We start from the raw sequence: 16,236 nt of genomic DNA, 5'->3' as shown, positions 1-16,236 counted from the left end.
GGGATCAGAGGTCGTCGGCGATGCCGCGGACCTGCTCGATCAGCTTGGTGCGCTCCTCGAAGCTGCCCGCGAGCGGTGTGACGTTCATCGTGGTCACGCCGGACTCCTTGAACGCCGCGAGCCGCTCGCGCACGTGGCCTTCGGAGCCGATGAGGGTGCTCTTGGCGACGAGGTCGTCGGGGACCTTCGCCGCGGCCTCGTCCTTCTTGCCCGCCAGGTAGAGGTCCTGGATCTCCGCGGCCTCGGCCTCGTAGCCGTAGCGGCGGGCGAGGTCGTTGTAGAAGTTCTTGCCCTTCGCGCCCATGCCGCCGATGTAGAGGGCCAGCATCGGGCGCATCGAGTCGACGAGCGCCCCGACGTCGTCGCCGATGGCCAGCGGCGCCTGGCCGACGACGTCCAGCTCGCCCAGCTCGGGGTTGCGCTTGGCCTTGCCCGCGGCCAGCGACTCGCCCCAGACCTCGTGGGCCTTCTCCGGCACGTAGAAGATCGGCTCCCACGCGTCGCCGATCTCGGCGACCATGGCGACGTTCTTCGGGCCGATGGCCGCGATCATGATCGGGATGTTCGGGCGCACCGGGTGGTTGATCAGCTTCAGCGGCTTGCCCAGGCCCGTGCCCTGCCCCTCTGGCAGCGGGATCTGGTAGTGCTTGCCCTCGTGCTGGACGCGTTCGCGGCGCCACACCTGGCGGCAGATGTCGACCAGTTCGCGGGTCCGGCCCAGCGGCGCGTTGTAGGGCACGCCGTGGAAGCCTTCGATGACTTGCGGCCCGGAGGCGCCGATGCCGAGGGTGAACCGGCCGTCGGAGACGAAGTCCATGCCGGCGGCGGTCATCGCCGTGAGCGTGGGCGTTCGGGTGTAGATCTGCAAGATCCCGGACGCGATTTGGAGCCGCTCGGTGCGGGCGGCGATGAAGCCCATCTGGCTGACCGCGTCGAACGAGTAGGCTTCGGCGACGTAGACGATGTCCAGTCCGGCCTTCTCGTAGGTGGCCAGCTCGTCCACGGTCTCTTTGAAGCCCCCGCTGTAATTCAGCGGCATCCCGATGCGCATGGTGGTCCTCTCCGTCGCTGGCGAGCGAGCGGCCGCACCATCGCGTACCAGCCGCGTCGCCGGGTCCATCCCGGATGTTACCGCCGGGTAGTGCTGCTCCGGGACCCCCTGTTTTTAACACTGCCCGTGTGACACCGGTAGTGCAAAGATGATGAGTGATATTAATTACGGATCAAGAAAAACCGAACGGGCGATGAACAAATCCTGTGCGTACGGCATGATTCGGCCATGTCGATGGTTTCGCATCACTGCTCATGGGTGTTCGCCGTGCGGCTTGACGGCCCGTCGGGACTACACGTGAGGGTGGTATGAGGCTCGGACTTCTTGATATCGGCTCCACCGCGGCACGCCTAGAACTGGTCGACCTCGACCGAGGCCGCCTGCCCCGCGCGTCCTGGAGCCACAAGGCGCGCACCCGCCTCGCCGAGCACACCCGCGCCGACGGCTCCGTGACCGAAGAGGGCATGGCGCGCGCCGTGCGCGCCGTCGAGGACTGCATGCGCGCCGTCGGAACCGAGCTGTCCGGTCCGCTGGTGGCGTTCGGCACGGCCGCCGTGCGCGACGCCACCAACGGCGCCGAGCTGCGTGACCGCCTCTCCACCGCCGCGGGCACCCGCATCGGGTCGATGACGCCGCACGCCGAGGCCGCGCTCTGCTACCACGCCGCCCGCCGCTGGCACGGCAAGTACGGCACCCCGCTGACCACCGTGGACATCGGCGGCGGTACCGCCGAGGTCGCCACCGGATCCGGGCAGATCCCCGAGCAGGTGGTGTCGCTGCCGATGGGCGCGGCCCGGCTCACCCGCGAATACCTGCCCACCGACCCGCCCCCGGCGGAGCAGGTCGAGGCGTTGCACGCGGCCGTCGAGCGGATCGCGCGGCCGGCGTTGACCCCGTTCACGACGGTGGACCTCGGCCAGCCCGTCGCGCAGTCGAAGGTGCTGCGGCAGCTGGCCGTGCTCGCCGCGAGCTCGGACGAGCGCCTGGTGCGCCACCCCGACCACCTGGCGCGGGAGAACCTGAAGCGGTGGATTCCGCGGCTCGCCGCGCTCGGCCAGGCCGAACGGGCCAAGCTGCCCGGCGTGTCCCGCAGCCGTGCCCGGCGCATCCTGGCGGGTGCGGTCGCCGCCGACGCGCTGCTGCGCGCCATCGGCGTGGACGAGCTGGACCTGTGCCCGTGGGGGCTGCGCGAAGGCCTGGTCTTCCGCTTCGTGGAGGTCTACGAGCAGGCCGGGCGGCGCGCCCGCGCCGACGCGATCCGCGAGCTGACCGACGAGATGTTCGCCTGATCAGGCGTTCCTCGTGGTCGTGCGCCGGGTCGAATCCGGCCCGCGCCGGAACGGTACCGTTCGCCGACTAGATCGACGGCGAACCTGGGAGGGGCACCTCGTGGCGGTACTGCTGCACATCCTGATCACCGCGGTCGCGGTGTGGGCGACCACGCTGCTGCCCGGCATCCAGCTGGGCGACGCGGGCACCGACACCGGGACGAAGATCGTGACCCTGCTGGTGGTCGCGGTCGTGGTCGGCGTCGTCAACGCGGTCCTGAAGCCGATCGCGAAGACCTTCGGCTGCCTGCTGTACGTGCTCACGCTCGGGCTGTTCGGGCTCGTGGTGAACGCGCTGCTGTTCTGGCTGTCCGGTTACGTCGCGGGCGAGCTGAACCTGCCGTTCCACGTGGACGGGTTCTGGGCGGCGTTCTGGGGCGCGCTGATCGTCACCATCGTCAGCAGCGCCCTGCACGGAGTCGTGCGCCGCATCGCGATCAACGCCGCGCAGAACCGCGAACGCGACTACCGCGAGCGCGGTTACTACTGACCTGCCGCGCGGCCCTGCGGGACATCGGCGTCCGGCATCAGCCGAGGTGGGCGGTGACCCTCTCGGCGATGTCGGCGCCGATGCGCAGCGACGCCGTCGCGGCCGGGGACGGGGCGTTGAGGACGTGGATCCACCGCTCGTCCTCGTGGACCAGGAAGTCGTCGACGAGGGTGCCGTCCGGGCGCACCGCCTGCGCCCGCACGCCCGCCGCCGCGGGCACCAGGTCGGCACCGCGCAGTTCGGGCAGCAGTTCGCGCGCGGCCCGGACGAACAGCGGCTTGGCGGCCGAGCGCGCGATCTCCGCCGCGCCGGTGCGCCAGTACCGCTTCGCCAGCGAGCGCAGGCCGGGATCGCCGAGCAGCCGCCGCAGGTGGGGGGCTGACCAGGTCCGCCAGTCGTAGCCCTCGCGGGCCAGCGCCGGAACGGCGTTCGGGCCCACGTGCAGCCCACCGTCGATCATGCGCGTGAAGTGCACGCCGAGGAACGGGAACGCCGGGTCCGGCACCGGGTACACCAGCGCGCGCACCAGGTCGTGGCGCGCCGCCGTGGTCTCGTAGTACTCGCCGCGGAACGGCAGGATCCGCGCGGCGGGCCGAGTTCCGGCGAGCTCGGCCACGGTGTCGCTGTGCAGGCCCGCGCAGTTCACCGCCAGCCGGGTGCGGATCTCGCCGGTCGTGGTGGTGAGCACCAGCCCGTCCCCGTCGCGCCGCGCGGCGATCAGCTCGGTGCCGCGCCGCACCTCCACGTCGTGCTCCGCCAGCCGGTCGGCTAGCACCCGGCACACCGCGCCGAAGTCCGTGATGCCCGCGTCCGGCACCAGCAGCGCTCGCAGCCCCCGGACCCGGGGTTCCCGCTCGGCGATCCCCGAACGGTCCAATTCGGACAGGCGAACGCCGTTGGCCGCGCCGCGCCGGGCGAGCTCGGCCAGCCGGGGAAGTTGCTCGGCGCTGGTCGCCACGACCAGCTTCCCGATGCGCCGGACCGGCACGCCGTGCTCCGCGCAGAACCGGTACATCTCCTCGGCGCCCGCGCGGGCGAACCGCGCCTTCGCGCTGCCCGGCGGATAGTAGAGTCCACTGTGGAGCACCCCGGAGTTGTGGCCGGTCTGGTGCGCGCCCACCGCGGATTCCTTCTCCAGCACCGTGATCCGCCTGCCGGTTCCCGCCCGCAGCAGCGCGTGCGCCGTCGCCAAGCCCACGATGCCGCCGCCGATGATCGTCACGTCGTCTTCGGCCATGCCGGTCATCCTGCCCGTCCCGCCCCACCCGTTCCAGCACCGGCGGTAGGGTTCGCTGCGGTCCACGGGCGCGGGGAGGGAGAGCCGTGGTGCAGCTGCTCCTGCTGTCGAGTTCGCGAGTGCACGGGTCACCCGGTTTCCTCGGGCACGCGCTGCCCGCGATCACGGAGCTGATGGCGGGCCGGGAACGCATGTTGTTCGTGCCCTACGCCCGCCGCGACTTCGACGACTACGCCCGCACCGTGCACTCGGTGCTGAGCTCCATCGGCATCAAGGTCGACGGCCTGCACCGCGCCGCCGACCCGGTGCGCGCCATCGCGTCGGCCGAAGCGGTGTTCCTCGGCGGCGGCAACACGTTCCGCCTGCTCGCGACGCTGCAACGCCAAGGCCTCGTCCGGGCGCTGCGCCGCGCGGTGCTCGCCGGCGTCCCGTACCTGGGTTCCAGCGCGGGCACCAACGCGGCCTGCCCGAGCCTGCGGACCAGCAACGACATGCCGATCGTGCAGCCCGCCTCGTTCGCCGCGCTCGGGTTGGTGCCGTTCCAGATCAACCCGCACTACCTGCCGCCGGACCCGGCGAGCACGCACCGCGGCGAGACGCGCGACGAACGCCTCGCCGAGTTCCTGGAGCACAACGACGTCCCCGTGCTCGGTCTCCGTGAGGGCGCGTGGCTGCGCGTCCGCGACCAGCGCGCAGCACTCGGCGGCACCCAACCGGCCCGCATGTTCACCCGCCGCGTCCCGGCGCACGACCTCGCCCCTGGCACCGACCTCTCCCACCTGCTCGGCACCGCACCCCGCTACGACCTCTGCTGACGTACCCGGAGGACGGGCGGCGACCGTTCGCGCGATCTCGCGCCACCGTCGCGAGGATGCACGCCGGTTCAGAGGACGCGGCGCCAGATCCGATCGTCATCGACGCGGTCGCCGAGGGTGACAGTGCAGCGTCACGCGGTTCGGAGCCGTGCGGCGGAGGGCGTCATCGCGTGCTGATCGCCAGGATGCCCTCGAGCTTCTCGAAGGACTTCGCGAATTCTTCCCGGAAGAACGAACGCCACTGCTCGACGCTGGTCTCCGGCGCGTCGAATTCCACGCTCCAGGTCATCAGCGATCGGTCGCCGTCGAACGGGCGGACCGCGATCGTCTGCAGGTAGTAGCGGAGATCCTCGTAGGGTTCGAGCGATTCCCAGCTGTACGTGCGGTCGGCGTCCGAGTGCGTCGTCAGGCGCTGCCGCCCGGGCGCACCGTAGTACTGAAAAGCGCGGATCGAACCGACTTCGTTGCCGCAGCGTGCCTCTTCGACGAAGCCGGGCTCGACGCCTGCTCCCCACTCGTACCGTTCGAAGCTGCTGATGGTCCGCCAGATCGCGTCGACTCCCTGCTGGAATTCGTGAGCCGGTTCCGCTGCCGACATTCTGATCTCCTTCTGCCGCTGGCCATCGGAACTCCGGTTCGGCGAAGTCGACGCGACGGCCCCGTCCTGGTCGGACCTGCACCCTGGAAACGACCGCCACCGCCTCGATGTGAGGTCCGCCCGCGCGAAGTGGCACATCTTGCTCAGCGATGCGGTCGTTGCGGAGCCGGGTGACGCGGCGATGCGGAGCGGGGCGACGTCGGCTCAGGCCATGCCGGTTCTGCCTTCTCGAGGACGATGCCGACGGGCGATAGGGGATCGGTGACCGCGTGCTGCCACAACTTCGCCGAAACGCGAAAAAAGGCCTGGTCAGTTCTCCTTGCGGAGTCCTGGCCAGGCCTTTTCACTGTGGGCGATACTGGGATCGAACCAGTGACCTCTTCGGTGTGAACGAAGCGCTCTCCCCCTGAGCTAATCGCCCGGTGTCGCCGTTCCCGGCGACATGGAGAACTCTACAACACTGTTTTCAGCGTCCGAACAGGGGGGAGGTCAACCACGGCCAGCGCACTCCGAACCAGTGTCCGATCGTGGCGTACATGCCGAGCAACCAGAGCGTCGCGACCACGATGATGCCGGTCAGGGCGGCGATGCCGAGTTTGACCGCCCAGTGCTGCCTGCCGAGCCAGTTGACCCAGCGGTGGTAGTGGCGCTTGGTGAACATGTTGACGCGGTGCGCCCAGTGGAACTCGGTAGCGAGGATGCCGAGCCCGGCGAACACGATGAGCCAGCCGGGGCCGGGGTACGGGATCGCGACGATGCCGAGGATGAGGATGACCGTGCCGAAGCCCCCGAGTGCGACGCGGTAGGTCGTGTTCAGCGGTGGGTTGGCGCGGATGCGTTCGCGTCGCGCGCGCAGGCCCCGGCGGAGCTTGTGCCACCTGCGGCGGGGCTGCGGGGTGTCGTCGTCCGGGGCCATGTCGATCTTCTCCGGTCCCGGTTCGGCTGTCCTGCTCAGGGTCCACCTGCCACGTGTCGTTCTGGGTGCTGCCGGGCTCTGCGGCGCTGTGATCAGCGTGTTCGCCGGGTCGTGCCCGCTGGTCCGTCGCAGCGCCGTGCCACGGAGTAGAGAATACGGGCCGACTCGGTGCGGGCCGGGTGGAGCACTCCCAGAAGGGGTTGCGACGCCGGACGAAATGTGACGTGCGTCATGAGTTGGTTTTTCCCAGTTGTGGCGCTCGGATCGAGTGCGGGCTTTCGACCCTGGTCACACTGTGGCACCGCTCTCCTCGACCGGGTGGCGGCCAGGCGTGTGCGGTTGCGCGTCCGGATGTCGAGGTTAGTCCGTCTCGGCGAATGCTCGTGGCGAGTGTCTCAGCCCTGCCCGTTGAAACCCGTATGGACGCAGGTCTATCGCTTATCCTCGATGGGTGTCCGGCAGTGGCAAGGAAAAGCTCAACGACGCTGCCGGGCGCGTTGTGGGGATGGCTCGCTCGCTCCGGTCGGAGCCGAACGCCAGTGCCGGGGGAGTCGGGCCGATGTTGGTCGGGGGGTGCGATGCGACCACGCTGCGCAGTTCTCCGATCGCGTTACGAAGTTCAGTATGCCCCGACCGGGTGATGTAGGGCCTGGTGGCGAGCGTATGACCCCGCATAGGCGTCACAACTGTGTTGCTCGGTCGATAAGCGGACCGGGAGGGAGTTAGGAAGGCGAGGACGATGCGAAACGATCACGTGACACTCCGTTCGACGGCGGTGTTCGATCTGCTGGCCCCGCAGACACCTGCGGTGCCCGTCCAGGTCGAACTGCGCTACGACACCCGCGACCCCTACGCCGTGGTGGCCGCGTTCCGCACCGGCCGGGCCGGTTGGGTCGAGTGGGTGTTCGCCCGCGACCTGCTCGCGGACGGCCTGATCGCGCACGCCGGCGAAGGGGACGTGAGCATCCGGCCCGCGGTCGACGACCCCGAGGTCGTCGCGATCGAGCTCAGCTCGCCGTCCGGGCACGCGGTGTTCGAGGCCTCGGCGCAGGAGCTGGCGGACTTCTTGGACCGCACCTACGACGTCGTGGTGCCGGGCAACGAGAACCTGTGGGTCAACGTCGACGACGCGCTGACCCGGTTGCTGCCGCACGACCTGTCCTGACGTGCCGTCCTCGCCGCGGCGGCCGGGCTCGGCATGGGTCGCAGGGCCGGCGATCGACCCCCCTTTGATCGTCGGATGCGGCGTGGTTTAAAGTTCTCTGTGCAACGCAGCGGTGACTCCGGAGCCGAGCCGGAGCCTTCACCGCAGTGCAGGCGGATGTAGCGCAGCTGGTAGCGCATCACCTTGCCAAGGTGAGGGTCGCGGGTTCGAGTCCCGTCATCCGCTCTGGGAAACCGATCGGGTCGATCTCGGGTTTCCGGGTATCGGCACCCGGTCGCTGGGACGTTCGGCCCGAATCGCGCCCAACGCGGCGGAGTGGCCGAGTGGCTTAGGCAAGGGCCTGCAAAGCCCTGTACGCGGGTTCGATTCCCGCCTCCGCCTCGCGCGATTAGCTCAGTGGGAGAGCGCTACCTTGACACGGTAGAGGTCACTGGTTCAATCCCAGTATCGCGCACCATCAGTTCTCGCAAGTCAAACGCCCACCAGGCGATCATCGCCGGTGGGCGTTTTATCGTGTTTGGGAGCGCGACCGGGAGCAGTTGATCTTGCCCGAAGAAGCCTTCCATCGTGCTGTGTCAGATGGCCAGTTCGTTCTCTACTGGCCATGGTCACCACGGTCAGTGCTGAAATCTGGCACGCGGCGGCCACGCCTGGTGAGACTTCTTCGTAGTGCGGCGTCCAGCCCTGCCACCCGTCCCCTACCAACGTAGTCGTCGCAGCGATGCGCAACCGCTACACGCCGGAGACTCGCTCGAACGGATCGGCGTTGCGCTCGGCTACTCGGCTTGGGACAGTCAAGAATCGTCCGCTCGCGGCGGGTGCCGAGATGCGCGATACCCAAGGCCCGTCGGCCAATCGCCGTGGCGTCCTCCAGTCCCAGACGCGACACGCACGGAGTCACGGCTTTTGCGTCGACCGCTTGGCCTCGCCACGTGTCGGCCACGAAACCAGACTCCTCAAGACGCGCCCCGGCCAGAGCCGCTCAACGACCTCGCGAACTTGCTCATCCTCGATTGCCACGGGAGCCGTCATCCTGCGACTGTTCGCTTTGCCAACCGGGGGAAGCTCAGGGGCCGTGCTCGTCGGTCACGTGATCAGCGGTTGGCCTGGTTGTGGCGTCAACGGGACGGTTGCCAGGCCCGGGACGGGACTCCGTTGATCGTCGTACCGCCCTGGGCGAGGTCGGTCGCGCTGCGTTTGAGAAAGGCGAAGGGGAAGGGCAATGACGGGGCGGTCAAGGTGTCCAGCGTGGCAAGCTGCTCGGCGGACAGTGTCACTGTGAGGGATGCCAGGTTGTTCTCCAGTTGGTCGAGCGTCCGGCAGCCGATGATCGTCGCGGTTACTTCCGGGCGGTGGTTGACCCAGGCGAGAGCGACGGCGGGAACCGGAACCCGTTGTGCGGTAGCGATCTCGTGCAGTGCGTCGAGCAGGGCGAAGGTGTGCTCAGTGAGCCGTGCGCGTGTGCTGGCCCAGTCCGCGCGACCTGATTTGGCGGCGTTCGTGCGGGTGTACTTCCCGGACAGCACTCCGCCGGCGAGCGGACCCCAGGGCGTCACTCCGATTCCCAGGGCCCGTGCCGCGGCGAACAGTTCGCCCTCGACGGTCCGCTGCAGCAGTGAGTACTCCACCTGGATCGCCGCGACTGGTGCCCAGCCGCGGGATTCGGCGAGGCTCGCCGCGCGCGTGACGGCCCACGCGGGGGTGTCGGACAGGCCGTAGTAGCGGATTTTGCCCGCGGTGATCAGGTCCTGCAGGGTGCCGATCGTCTCCTCGATCGGGGTGTGCTGGTCGAAGTAGTGCTGCCAGTACAGGTCCACGTGATCGGTGCCCAGCCGGGTGAGTGACGCGTCGAGCTGCCGCAGGATCGCCTTGCGGCCGGTGCCGCCGCCGTTGGGGTCGCCGGGGTGCAGGTTGCCGGCGAACTTCGTGGCGAGCACCAGCCCGTCCCGCAGCGACGGGTTTTGCCGGAGGAACTTCGCGATGGTCTGTTCGGCGCGGCCGTCCGCGTAGCCGTTGGCCGTATCGAGCGTGTTTCCCCCGGCGCCGACGTAGCGGTGCAGCAGGTGCAGCGCGGTGTCCTGGTCGGAACCCCAGCTGGGGTCGTCGAAGGTCAGTGTGCCGAGGACCAGCGGGCTGATCCGGAGGCCGGTCCGGCCGAGGGTGCGGTATGAAGCGAGGTTCATACCTCCAGCGTGCGCCCGAGAAAGTGTACGGTGAATAGCACCGCATCCAGATTTTTCCCGCGAAAGTACAGACTTGCTCGCTGACCGCCATCCCGACCCGCTGTCCCAGGTGCTCGCCCTCGCCGGGGCTCGCTGCCACCTCACCGGGAAGCTGGCGGCGGGCGGTCAGTGGGCGCTGCGCTTCCCGGCCCGCGGTCGGCTCAAGATCATCGCCGTGCGGCGCGGGAGATGCACCTTCGTCTCCGGTGGGCGGTCCGGCGAAGTGCGGTCTGGCGAGGCGATCGTGGTGAACGGGGCCCATCCCTTTGTCCTGCACACCGATCCCGACGTGCTGCCGGTCGATGCCGCGACGATGACCGTGCCCGACCATCGCATCGGGGCGGCGGACGAATTCTCGGGTGTAGGCGGCGAAGTGACGGTCGAACCGGGTGGCGAGGCCCTGCTGGTGCGGACTTTGCCGCCGCTGCTGCACATTTCGGCGGCGAACCCGCAGGCGTCGGCCTTCGGCTGGCTGCTGCCGGAACTGGAAACGGAAATGGGCCGCGACCGGCCCGGTCACGGTTTCGCGCGTGACCAGCTGGCGCAGCTGCTGCTCGTCCAGGTACTGCGTGCGTACCTGGCGCAGCCGAACGCCCTGCCCGCAGGCCGGTTGCGCGTCCTCGCCGACCCACGCCTGGCCCCGGCCGCGCAGGCACTGCACGAGAACCCGGCACGCCCGTGGCAGCTCGACGAACTCGCTCGCCTCGCCGCCATGTCCCGCACCGGTTTCGCCTCGCGATTCCGCGCCGTCGCCGGGGTCCCGCCACTCGCCTACCTGACCGAGTGGCGCATGCGGATCGCCGCATACGAGCTCACCCACTACGACACAGCTGTAGGCGAGTTGTCTTCACAACTCGGCTACACCTCCGAAAGCGCCTTCATCGCAGCCTTCAAACGCGCCTTTGGCAGGACACCCCTGCAACACCGACGCCACCCACCGGATGACTGACCACCCTGACCGCCACCTCAGCAATCCCCCGGCAGTGGACGCTGCCCTCCGCTGCCGGCATCGAGCCCGCCTCCCTTGCGCCGGATCTTCGCGTGAGTGGGTTTCACGGACACTGGTATGCCGCTGACCAGCAGGTTTAGGTTCGTATGCTGGCTCGTTGGGGGTGCCCAACAAGATACGAACCTACCGACAGCGCCGGACGACCCTCACAGTCGCCAGAACCTGCAGCTCGCCGCGACGATGGTTTCGTGCGGATGCTGTTCGAACCGCCCCAGAGATTCGAACGCACACGGAACCCGTGGGCGCCGGTGGGAGGCGTAAATTGGGAGAATTTTGGGAGGATCGACCTGCGCTGAACCGCATCGAACGGCGACCGGCCACGCTGAACGACAGCCCGCCCACCTGCGGAATCTCCATTTTTGCAGGTCAGAAGGATGGCGGCGGCTACCTTGACACGGTAGAGGTCACTGGTTCGATCCCAGTATCGCGCACCAGTAGATTTTCAGGACCCCTCCGGTGACTCCGGAGGGGTTCTGTCGTGTCCGGGGCCGACCTGATTGTGATCGGCTGGCGGATCCGCGGTTCGTAGCGGCCCGCGTCGTTCCGGGGCGAACGGCGCAGTCACGGGCACCGAGTCCGGCTGAGGAAGCGGGCTCGGCATAGCGTTCGTGGCCACGTGGCGCGAGCGATGTTGACGGCCCGCTTGCCGGCCAGCGGGCCGGTGAAGTGCCGGGCGAGTCGCAGCACGGCGTCGTTCGGCCACCGGGCAGTCCACGACCTCCCGAGTACTCGATCAGTACGTTGTGATGCGCAGCGATTTCATTCGCGCGTAGAGAGTCGTGCGCGACATGCCCAGTTGCTCGGCCGCCCGAACCTTGTTGCCGTCCGTGGTCTTGAGAGCCGTGACGATCACGTCCCGCTTCGCCTGATCCAACGCCGTCAACGGGTGTTCCGGCGAGGTCGCTCGGTATTGCTCGGGAAGATCGGCCACCGTGAGCGCGCCAACGGACCGTTGCTGCGTCAGGTGATGGATCACGGCCCGGAGCTCGCGGAGATTCCCCGGCCACGACTGGGCGGCGAGTGTTCCGATGAGGCTCGGGGTCATGTGCAATGCCCGGTTGGGGGCGATCTCACTCATCATCGTCGCGGCCAGGTTGGGAATGTCCTTGCGCCGGGCGGAAAGCGGCACGAGTTCCTCGCGGATCATTGCCGTACCCGCCAACGCCGCCGCTCGGCCGGTGAGTCCCGAAACCGGTCCCGCCGTGAATATCAGATCCGGTCGGCCGTCATGATCGACCCAATTGACGACGAGGTCGAGCAATTCGTCGGGAAGCAGGTCGATGCCGTCCACGCACACCGTTCCATTCGGACGGCGCATCGCCCTCTCGAACTCGGCGGCCCATTCGGCGTCACCTTCCAGCAAGGCCGCACCTGGCCGCATGACCTTCAACGGGGGCTGCTCGGCGGCCAACTCACGCGCTCGGGTCGAACGGCCCGTTCCCGGGACCCCGGTGATGAGGCGGGGAGCGTCGATCTCTTTCAGCAGCGTCCGGGTCCGACGCTGCACGGCCCGTGCCCGATCACCGCTGACCCGGTCCACCCGCACCAGTGCGCCGCGGCGGGCGTTGCCCACTCGGGAGATCTCGATGCTGACGGGGGCGCCTGCTTCGAGCGTGAGCTCGAAGGTCTGCTCTTCGCGCTGTACCTCTTCCATGAGGGCGCGCAGCAGCGCGACATCGCTAGGGCTGAGCAGATCATTGGCCGCCTGGTTCGACAGCACGATGTCCTCGCCGATGGCGACGATCGCCCGCCGCCGTAAGCCCGCCGCGCCCTGGAACGCCTGCAGCAGGTCCTTCTCCGATGTCCGGCTTCCGTCCAGCAAGCGCTGCTCGATGTCGTGGGCCGCGCGGGAGATCAACGGCGGCAGCAAGGGACTGGCCTGCTCGGTGATCGCCGTGATGTCCAGGACTCCTTCGATGCGCTTGGTCAGCGGATGCCTGATCGGATGGCCGTAGCAGCTGAAACCTTGCAGGGACTTCGCGAAGTGCTCGCGTCCGTTGATGCTGATGGCCTGCCGGATGACCATCGCGGTACCCAGTGCGTTGGTGCCGATCGTCTCCTCGAGGAGACTGGCTCCCGGAATGAGGGCGAGCGAGTCCAGGCCGCTCTCGACACGTGGATCATCGAACCACCGGCGGACGACGCGGCAATCTCGATCCACCAACAGGGTCGAGTAGTTGCTCCCCCGCAGGCTCTGCTCCAGCTCTTCCAGGACCGGGGCCGCGCCGACCAGCAGTGAACTGCGTGGGTCGATCTCGTGGGCGACCGTCTTGAATTCCGCCGACGGGTCGAGCCCGGCCATCGTCACTCGCCGCCAGGACATCGCTATGTCCTGGCGAACTCGCGTTCCCGCAGGTCCAACGCACCAACGTGGGTCCATCTGGTCGGGTCCCTCCACACAGCGGCATCGGTGTGCTCGTAGTCACATAAGGTAATAACCGCCATGAACTCGGCCTGTCCAGACTTTGAACGGAGTTCCCCTTGCACCCCTGGGGATATGTGGTTCCGATCACAATCGGAGGGGTGTTGTGAGGGCCATCGCCGCAGTCGTCCGCGAGCCCGGGAAGCTGGCCCGGCGTCCGGGGCGGCCCGGGCTTCCGCCGGCGCGGTCCTGGACGTGCCCCGAATGCTCAATCGGCTCGTGGCGGACGACCGCGTCTAGCGTTGCCGTGCGGATGGCGGAGTGTGCAGCACCGAACGTCCCCGCGATCGCCGGCGGCTGAGGATCCTCGTCCACCGGCCACTGTGGCCTCGCGTCCGGAGGGCCGCGGGGCAGTGAACGACTCCCCGTGCCCGACCTGCCGCGGTCGCCGGTTGACCGCTCTCGCTGACGGGGACGCCCCATGGCGGGCGGGGGTCGATTAGGAAGCGCGGCGCTGGACCGATTTCCAGTTATCCGCATTTGCGGTGTGCTGATCCACTGTGCTCCGCATCTGCGGAAGTCGTTCGATGGGCCGCGAAACGCGCTGTCCGCTGTACAAAACTTGAACACCCGCACGGGTGATCCACCCCCAATACTCCCGGGTGCCACGCCAACGGTGTGACGTGGCGCACGACGGGAGGCGGAATGTCAGAGCGGGCAACAGAACGGCACCGCGCGCTGGAAACAGGCATGGCCAGGCGGAAGTTCCTCGGATACCTGATCGGAGGCTCCGGTCTTGTCGCCGCGGCCAACGTAGGTCTGCTGAGTTCGCCGCAGGAGGCAGCGGCAGCGGTACCCACTCCACCCGTTCCCGCGGATCTCGCGGACCTCAACGATGTACTCAGCGCAGCCGCGCTGCCCACCTCACAACTGATCACCGTCGAAGTGCACGAGGACGGCACCGCGTCGTTCGAGTTACCGCGGGCCGAGGTCGGCCAGGGCATCACCACCTCGATCGCGATGATCGTCGCCGAAGAACTCGAACTGCCGCTGGACAAGATCGACGTATCGTTGGCCCCGGCCCGCCCGGAGTTGCTGTTCAACCAGCTCACCGGTGGGTCGAACACCATCTTCGCGATGTACACCCCCGTCCGGGTCGCGGCGGCCATCGCCAAGGGAGCATTGCTGGAAGCCGCATCGAACCTGCTCGGCGACACCGTCGAGGCGCTGCAGGCGAAGGCGGGCGAGATCATCGGCGTCGGCGGCAAGAGCGTCACCTACGGTGAACTGGTGTCGAAGGCCGCGGTGCCGGAGACGACGCCGCGGGAGGCCGTGCTCAAGCCGGTCGCCGAGTACAACGTGGTCGGCACTCCGCAGCCGCGCAAGGACGCCCGCGCGGCGATCACCGGGCAGAAGCAGTTCGCGATGGACCTCACGATCGACGGCGCGCTGCCTGCGATGATCTGCCGTCCGCCGACGATCCACGGCACCCCCGAGGCGGTGCGCAACGCCCCTGAGGTCAAGGCCATGAACGGTGTCACGCACGTCGAAATGGTTCCGACCGGTGTCGCCGTCCGGGCGCAGACCTTCGGCCAGTGCATCGACGCCGTCCGGGCGCTGCAGGTCGATTGGAACCCCGGCACGGCCGAGGGCGAGTCCGACGAGTCGATCCTGGCCGAAGTCCACGGGGCGGAACTGCCGATGGTGGTGCCGCAGGTTCCGGTGCTGACCGAGACGCTGGACTACAACTTCGAGTTCTACACGCGTAGTGGCTCGCCACTCGAACCCAACTGCGCGGTCGCCGATATCCGAGCGGACGGTGGAACCGTCTGGGCCTCCGCGAAGTCACCGATCGCGGCGCGGGAGGAAATCGCCGCCGCCGTGGGATTGCCCGTCGACAAGCTCGTGTTCAACGTGGTCGAGGGTGGCGGTTCCTTCGGCCGGAAGCTGTTCTTCGACGGCGCGCTGGAAGCCGCGCACGTGTCGAAGGCGTGCCAGGCGCCCGTGCGGCTGATGTGGCACCGCGCCGACGAACCCCGTCAGGGCCGCTCGCACCCGATCACCACCTCGCGCATCCGGGTCACCCGGCTCACCGATCAGGTGCTGACCTACGAACATCGGCACACCGGCGTGGCCGTCGACCTGACGCACGGCCTCGGTGAGGCGATCACCGCCGGAGCCGCGACGCTGCCGGTCGCAGGCAACCTCACCTTCGCCGAGACGATCTTCGCGACGACCCAGTACCTGCCGTACAACTTCGGCGTCGTTGATCAGCTGCTCTTGGAGACCGGTGCCTACGACCGGTTCCCGACCAGCGCCGTGCGCAACGTCTACTCCCCGGATGTGCGTGCCGCCAACGAGCTGGTGGTCGACCGGCTCGCCGAGCGCATGGGCAAGGACCCCTACGAGTTCCGGATGGGCTTCCTGCGCAAGGAACGGGTGCGGCGAGTGCTGGAGAAGGTCGCCGCGGAAGGCGAATGGGGCAAGCGGATGCCGGAGCACTGCGCCCAGGGCATCGCGATCCACGAGGAGTACAAGGGTGCGACGGCCTGCTTGGTGGAGATCGACTGCCGGCCGGAGACCGTGAACCGACAGATTCGCGACGCGCGGACGGGCCCATTGGTCACCAAGGTGACGTTCGCCGTCGACCCGGGCCTGGCCATCAACCCCACGGGTGTCGAAGCGCAGATGCAGGGCGGCGTCTCGGACGGGATCGCGTTGGCCCTGACCAACTCCAGCCATCTCGCCGACGGCCACTTCCTGGAAGCCAGTTGGGACAACTCGGCTTACACGAGGCAGTGGAACACCCCGCGCGACATCCAGGTGTTCGTCATGCCGTCCGAGCACCCGCCGGGCGGCGCGGGCGAAGCCGGTGTCGCGGCGACCTTCGCCGCGACGGCGTGCGCCTACGGCCGCGCGGTCGGCGAGATGCCGACCTACTTCCCGATCAATCACAAGGAACCGCTCCACTTCGAACCGAAGTCCTTCATCCCGCCGGTCCCGGAGTCCCCGACCGACGGCCTCGCCCGCACCTTCTGATTCG

12 protein-coding genes and 4 tRNA genes are annotated in these 16,236 nt (G+C 68.5%); 9 read left to right on the top strand and 7 right to left on the bottom strand.

Going from position 1 to position 16,236, the window contains the following annotated elements:
• Positions 1-4: 4 nt before the first annotated feature.
• The gene (locus OOZ19_RS11255) at positions 5-1,051 is read right to left on the bottom strand and encodes an LLM class F420-dependent oxidoreductase (RefSeq protein WP_266090016.1); all 1,047 of its coding nucleotides are present in this window, start codon (positions 1,049-1,051) and stop codon (positions 5-7) included.
• A 308-nt stretch (positions 1,052-1,359) separates the two neighbouring features.
• Between OOZ19_RS11255 and OOZ19_RS11250 the strand changes: the two genes are divergently transcribed.
• Together OOZ19_RS11250 and OOZ19_RS11245 are read left to right on the top strand one after the other, a co-directional pair.
• On the top strand, positions 1,360-2,340 hold the full coding sequence (locus OOZ19_RS11250) for a Ppx/GppA phosphatase family protein (RefSeq protein WP_266090015.1): 981 nt from the start codon (positions 1,360-1,362) through the stop codon (positions 2,338-2,340).
• A gap of 100 nt (positions 2,341-2,440) precedes the next feature.
• Positions 2,441-2,869, top strand: a complete 429-nt coding sequence (locus OOZ19_RS11245; RefSeq protein ID WP_266090014.1) for a phage holin family protein — start codon at positions 2,441-2,443, stop codon at positions 2,867-2,869.
• A gap of 37 nt (positions 2,870-2,906) precedes the next feature.
• Here OOZ19_RS11245 and lhgD read toward each other — a convergent pair whose 3' ends face one another.
• Positions 2,907-4,106, bottom strand: a complete 1,200-nt coding sequence (gene lhgD / locus OOZ19_RS11240) for an L-2-hydroxyglutarate dehydrogenase (protein ID WP_323055119.1) — start codon at positions 4,104-4,106, stop codon at positions 2,907-2,909.
• An 86-nt stretch (positions 4,107-4,192) separates the two neighbouring features.
• On the opposite strand from lhgD, the gene pepE reads away from it, so the two are divergent.
• Complete coding sequence (gene pepE, locus OOZ19_RS11235) at positions 4,193-4,921, top strand: dipeptidase PepE (protein WP_323055118.1); 729 nt, start codon at positions 4,193-4,195, stop codon at positions 4,919-4,921.
• Between the two features lie 163 nt (positions 4,922-5,084).
• On the opposite strand, the gene OOZ19_RS11230 is transcribed toward pepE, so the two are convergent.
• The 3 genes from OOZ19_RS11230 to OOZ19_RS11220 all read right to left on the bottom strand — a co-directional run bounded on the left by OOZ19_RS11230 (position 5,085) and on the right by OOZ19_RS11220 (position 6,435).
• Entirely contained in the window at positions 5,085-5,519 is a 435-nt protein-coding gene (locus OOZ19_RS11230) for an SRPBCC family protein (protein ID WP_266090012.1), read from the bottom strand.
• 349 nt (positions 5,520-5,868) lie between these two features.
• Positions 5,869-5,940: transfer RNA gene (locus OOZ19_RS11225), tRNA-Val, on the bottom strand.
• A gap of 45 nt (positions 5,941-5,985) precedes the next feature.
• Entirely contained in the window at positions 5,986-6,435 is a 450-nt protein-coding gene (locus tag OOZ19_RS11220) for a TIGR02611 family protein (protein WP_266090011.1), read from the bottom strand.
• Positions 6,436-7,174: 739 nt separating this feature from the next.
• On the opposite strand from OOZ19_RS11220, the gene OOZ19_RS11215 reads away from it, so the two are divergent.
• The 4 genes from OOZ19_RS11215 (at position 7,175) to OOZ19_RS11200 (ending at position 8,057) form a co-directional block, all read left to right on the top strand.
• Entirely contained in the window at positions 7,175-7,600 is a 426-nt protein-coding gene (locus OOZ19_RS11215) for an SsgA family sporulation/cell division regulator (RefSeq protein WP_184478055.1), read from the top strand.
• Positions 7,601-7,752: 152 nt separating this feature from the next.
• Positions 7,753-7,825, top strand: a tRNA-Gly gene (locus tag OOZ19_RS11210).
• A gap of 84 nt (positions 7,826-7,909) precedes the next feature.
• Positions 7,910-7,981: transfer RNA gene (locus OOZ19_RS11205), tRNA-Cys, on the top strand.
• 1 nt (position 7,982) lies between these two features.
• Positions 7,983-8,057, top strand: a tRNA-Val gene (locus OOZ19_RS11200).
• Between the two features lie 661 nt (positions 8,058-8,718).
• Here the strand turns inward: OOZ19_RS11200 and OOZ19_RS11195 are convergent.
• Complete coding sequence (locus tag OOZ19_RS11195) at positions 8,719-9,783, bottom strand: aldo/keto reductase (protein WP_266090010.1); 1,065 nt, start codon at positions 9,781-9,783, stop codon at positions 8,719-8,721.
• A gap of 73 nt (positions 9,784-9,856) precedes the next feature.
• On the opposite strand from OOZ19_RS11195, the gene OOZ19_RS11190 reads away from it, so the two are divergent.
• Entirely contained in the window at positions 9,857-10,771 is a 915-nt protein-coding gene (locus OOZ19_RS11190; RefSeq protein ID WP_266090009.1) for an AraC family transcriptional regulator, read from the top strand.
• Between the two features lie 793 nt (positions 10,772-11,564).
• Here the strand turns inward: OOZ19_RS11190 and OOZ19_RS11185 are convergent.
• Positions 11,565-13,154: a sigma-54-dependent Fis family transcriptional regulator gene (locus tag OOZ19_RS11185; protein WP_507028805.1), complete on the bottom strand. Its 1,590-nt coding sequence runs from the start codon at positions 13,152-13,154 to the stop codon at positions 11,565-11,567.
• Positions 13,155-13,943: 789 nt separating this feature from the next.
• On the opposite strand from OOZ19_RS11185, the gene OOZ19_RS11180 reads away from it, so the two are divergent.
• The gene (locus OOZ19_RS11180; RefSeq protein ID WP_266090007.1) at positions 13,944-16,232 is read left to right on the top strand and encodes a molybdopterin cofactor-binding domain-containing protein; all 2,289 of its coding nucleotides are present in this window, start codon (positions 13,944-13,946) and stop codon (positions 16,230-16,232) included.
• Positions 16,233-16,236 lie beyond the last annotated feature (4 nt).

The sequence above is a fragment of the Saccharopolyspora sp. NFXS83 genome (assembly GCF_026241095.1).
Classification (GTDB): Bacteria; Actinomycetota; Actinomycetes; order Mycobacteriales; family Pseudonocardiaceae; genus Saccharopolyspora_C.
The sequence above is the reverse complement of the archived record's forward strand: the minus strand, read 5'-3'. Positions and strand labels throughout refer to the sequence as shown.

Coding starts and splice junctions, on each gene's coding strand:
- OOZ19_RS11250 (WP_266090015.1), top strand. CDS start 1,360: ATGAGGCTCGGACTTCTTGATATCGGCTCCACCGCGGCACGCCTAGAA.
- OOZ19_RS11180 (WP_266090007.1), top strand. CDS start 13,944: ATGGCCAGGCGGAAGTTCCTCGGATACCTGATCGGAGGCTCCGGTCTT.
- OOZ19_RS11230 (WP_266090012.1), bottom strand. CDS start 5,519: ATGTCGGCAGCGGAACCGGCTCACGAATTCCAGCAGGGAGTCGACGCG.
- OOZ19_RS11185 (WP_507028805.1), bottom strand. CDS start 13,154: ATGTCCTGGCGGCGAGTGACGATGGCCGGGCTCGACCCGTCGGCGGAA.
- OOZ19_RS11215 (WP_184478055.1), top strand. CDS start 7,175: ATGCGAAACGATCACGTGACACTCCGTTCGACGGCGGTGTTCGATCTG.
- OOZ19_RS11195 (WP_266090010.1), bottom strand. CDS start 9,783: ATGAACCTCGCTTCATACCGCACCCTCGGCCGGACCGGCCTCCGGATC.
- OOZ19_RS11255 (WP_266090016.1), bottom strand. CDS start 1,051: ATGCGCATCGGGATGCCGCTGAATTACAGCGGGGGCTTCAAAGAGACC.
- lhgD (WP_323055119.1), bottom strand. CDS start 4,106: ATGGCCGAAGACGACGTGACGATCATCGGCGGCGGCATCGTGGGCTTG.
- OOZ19_RS11220 (WP_266090011.1), bottom strand. CDS start 6,435: ATGGCCCCGGACGACGACACCCCGCAGCCCCGCCGCAGGTGGCACAAG.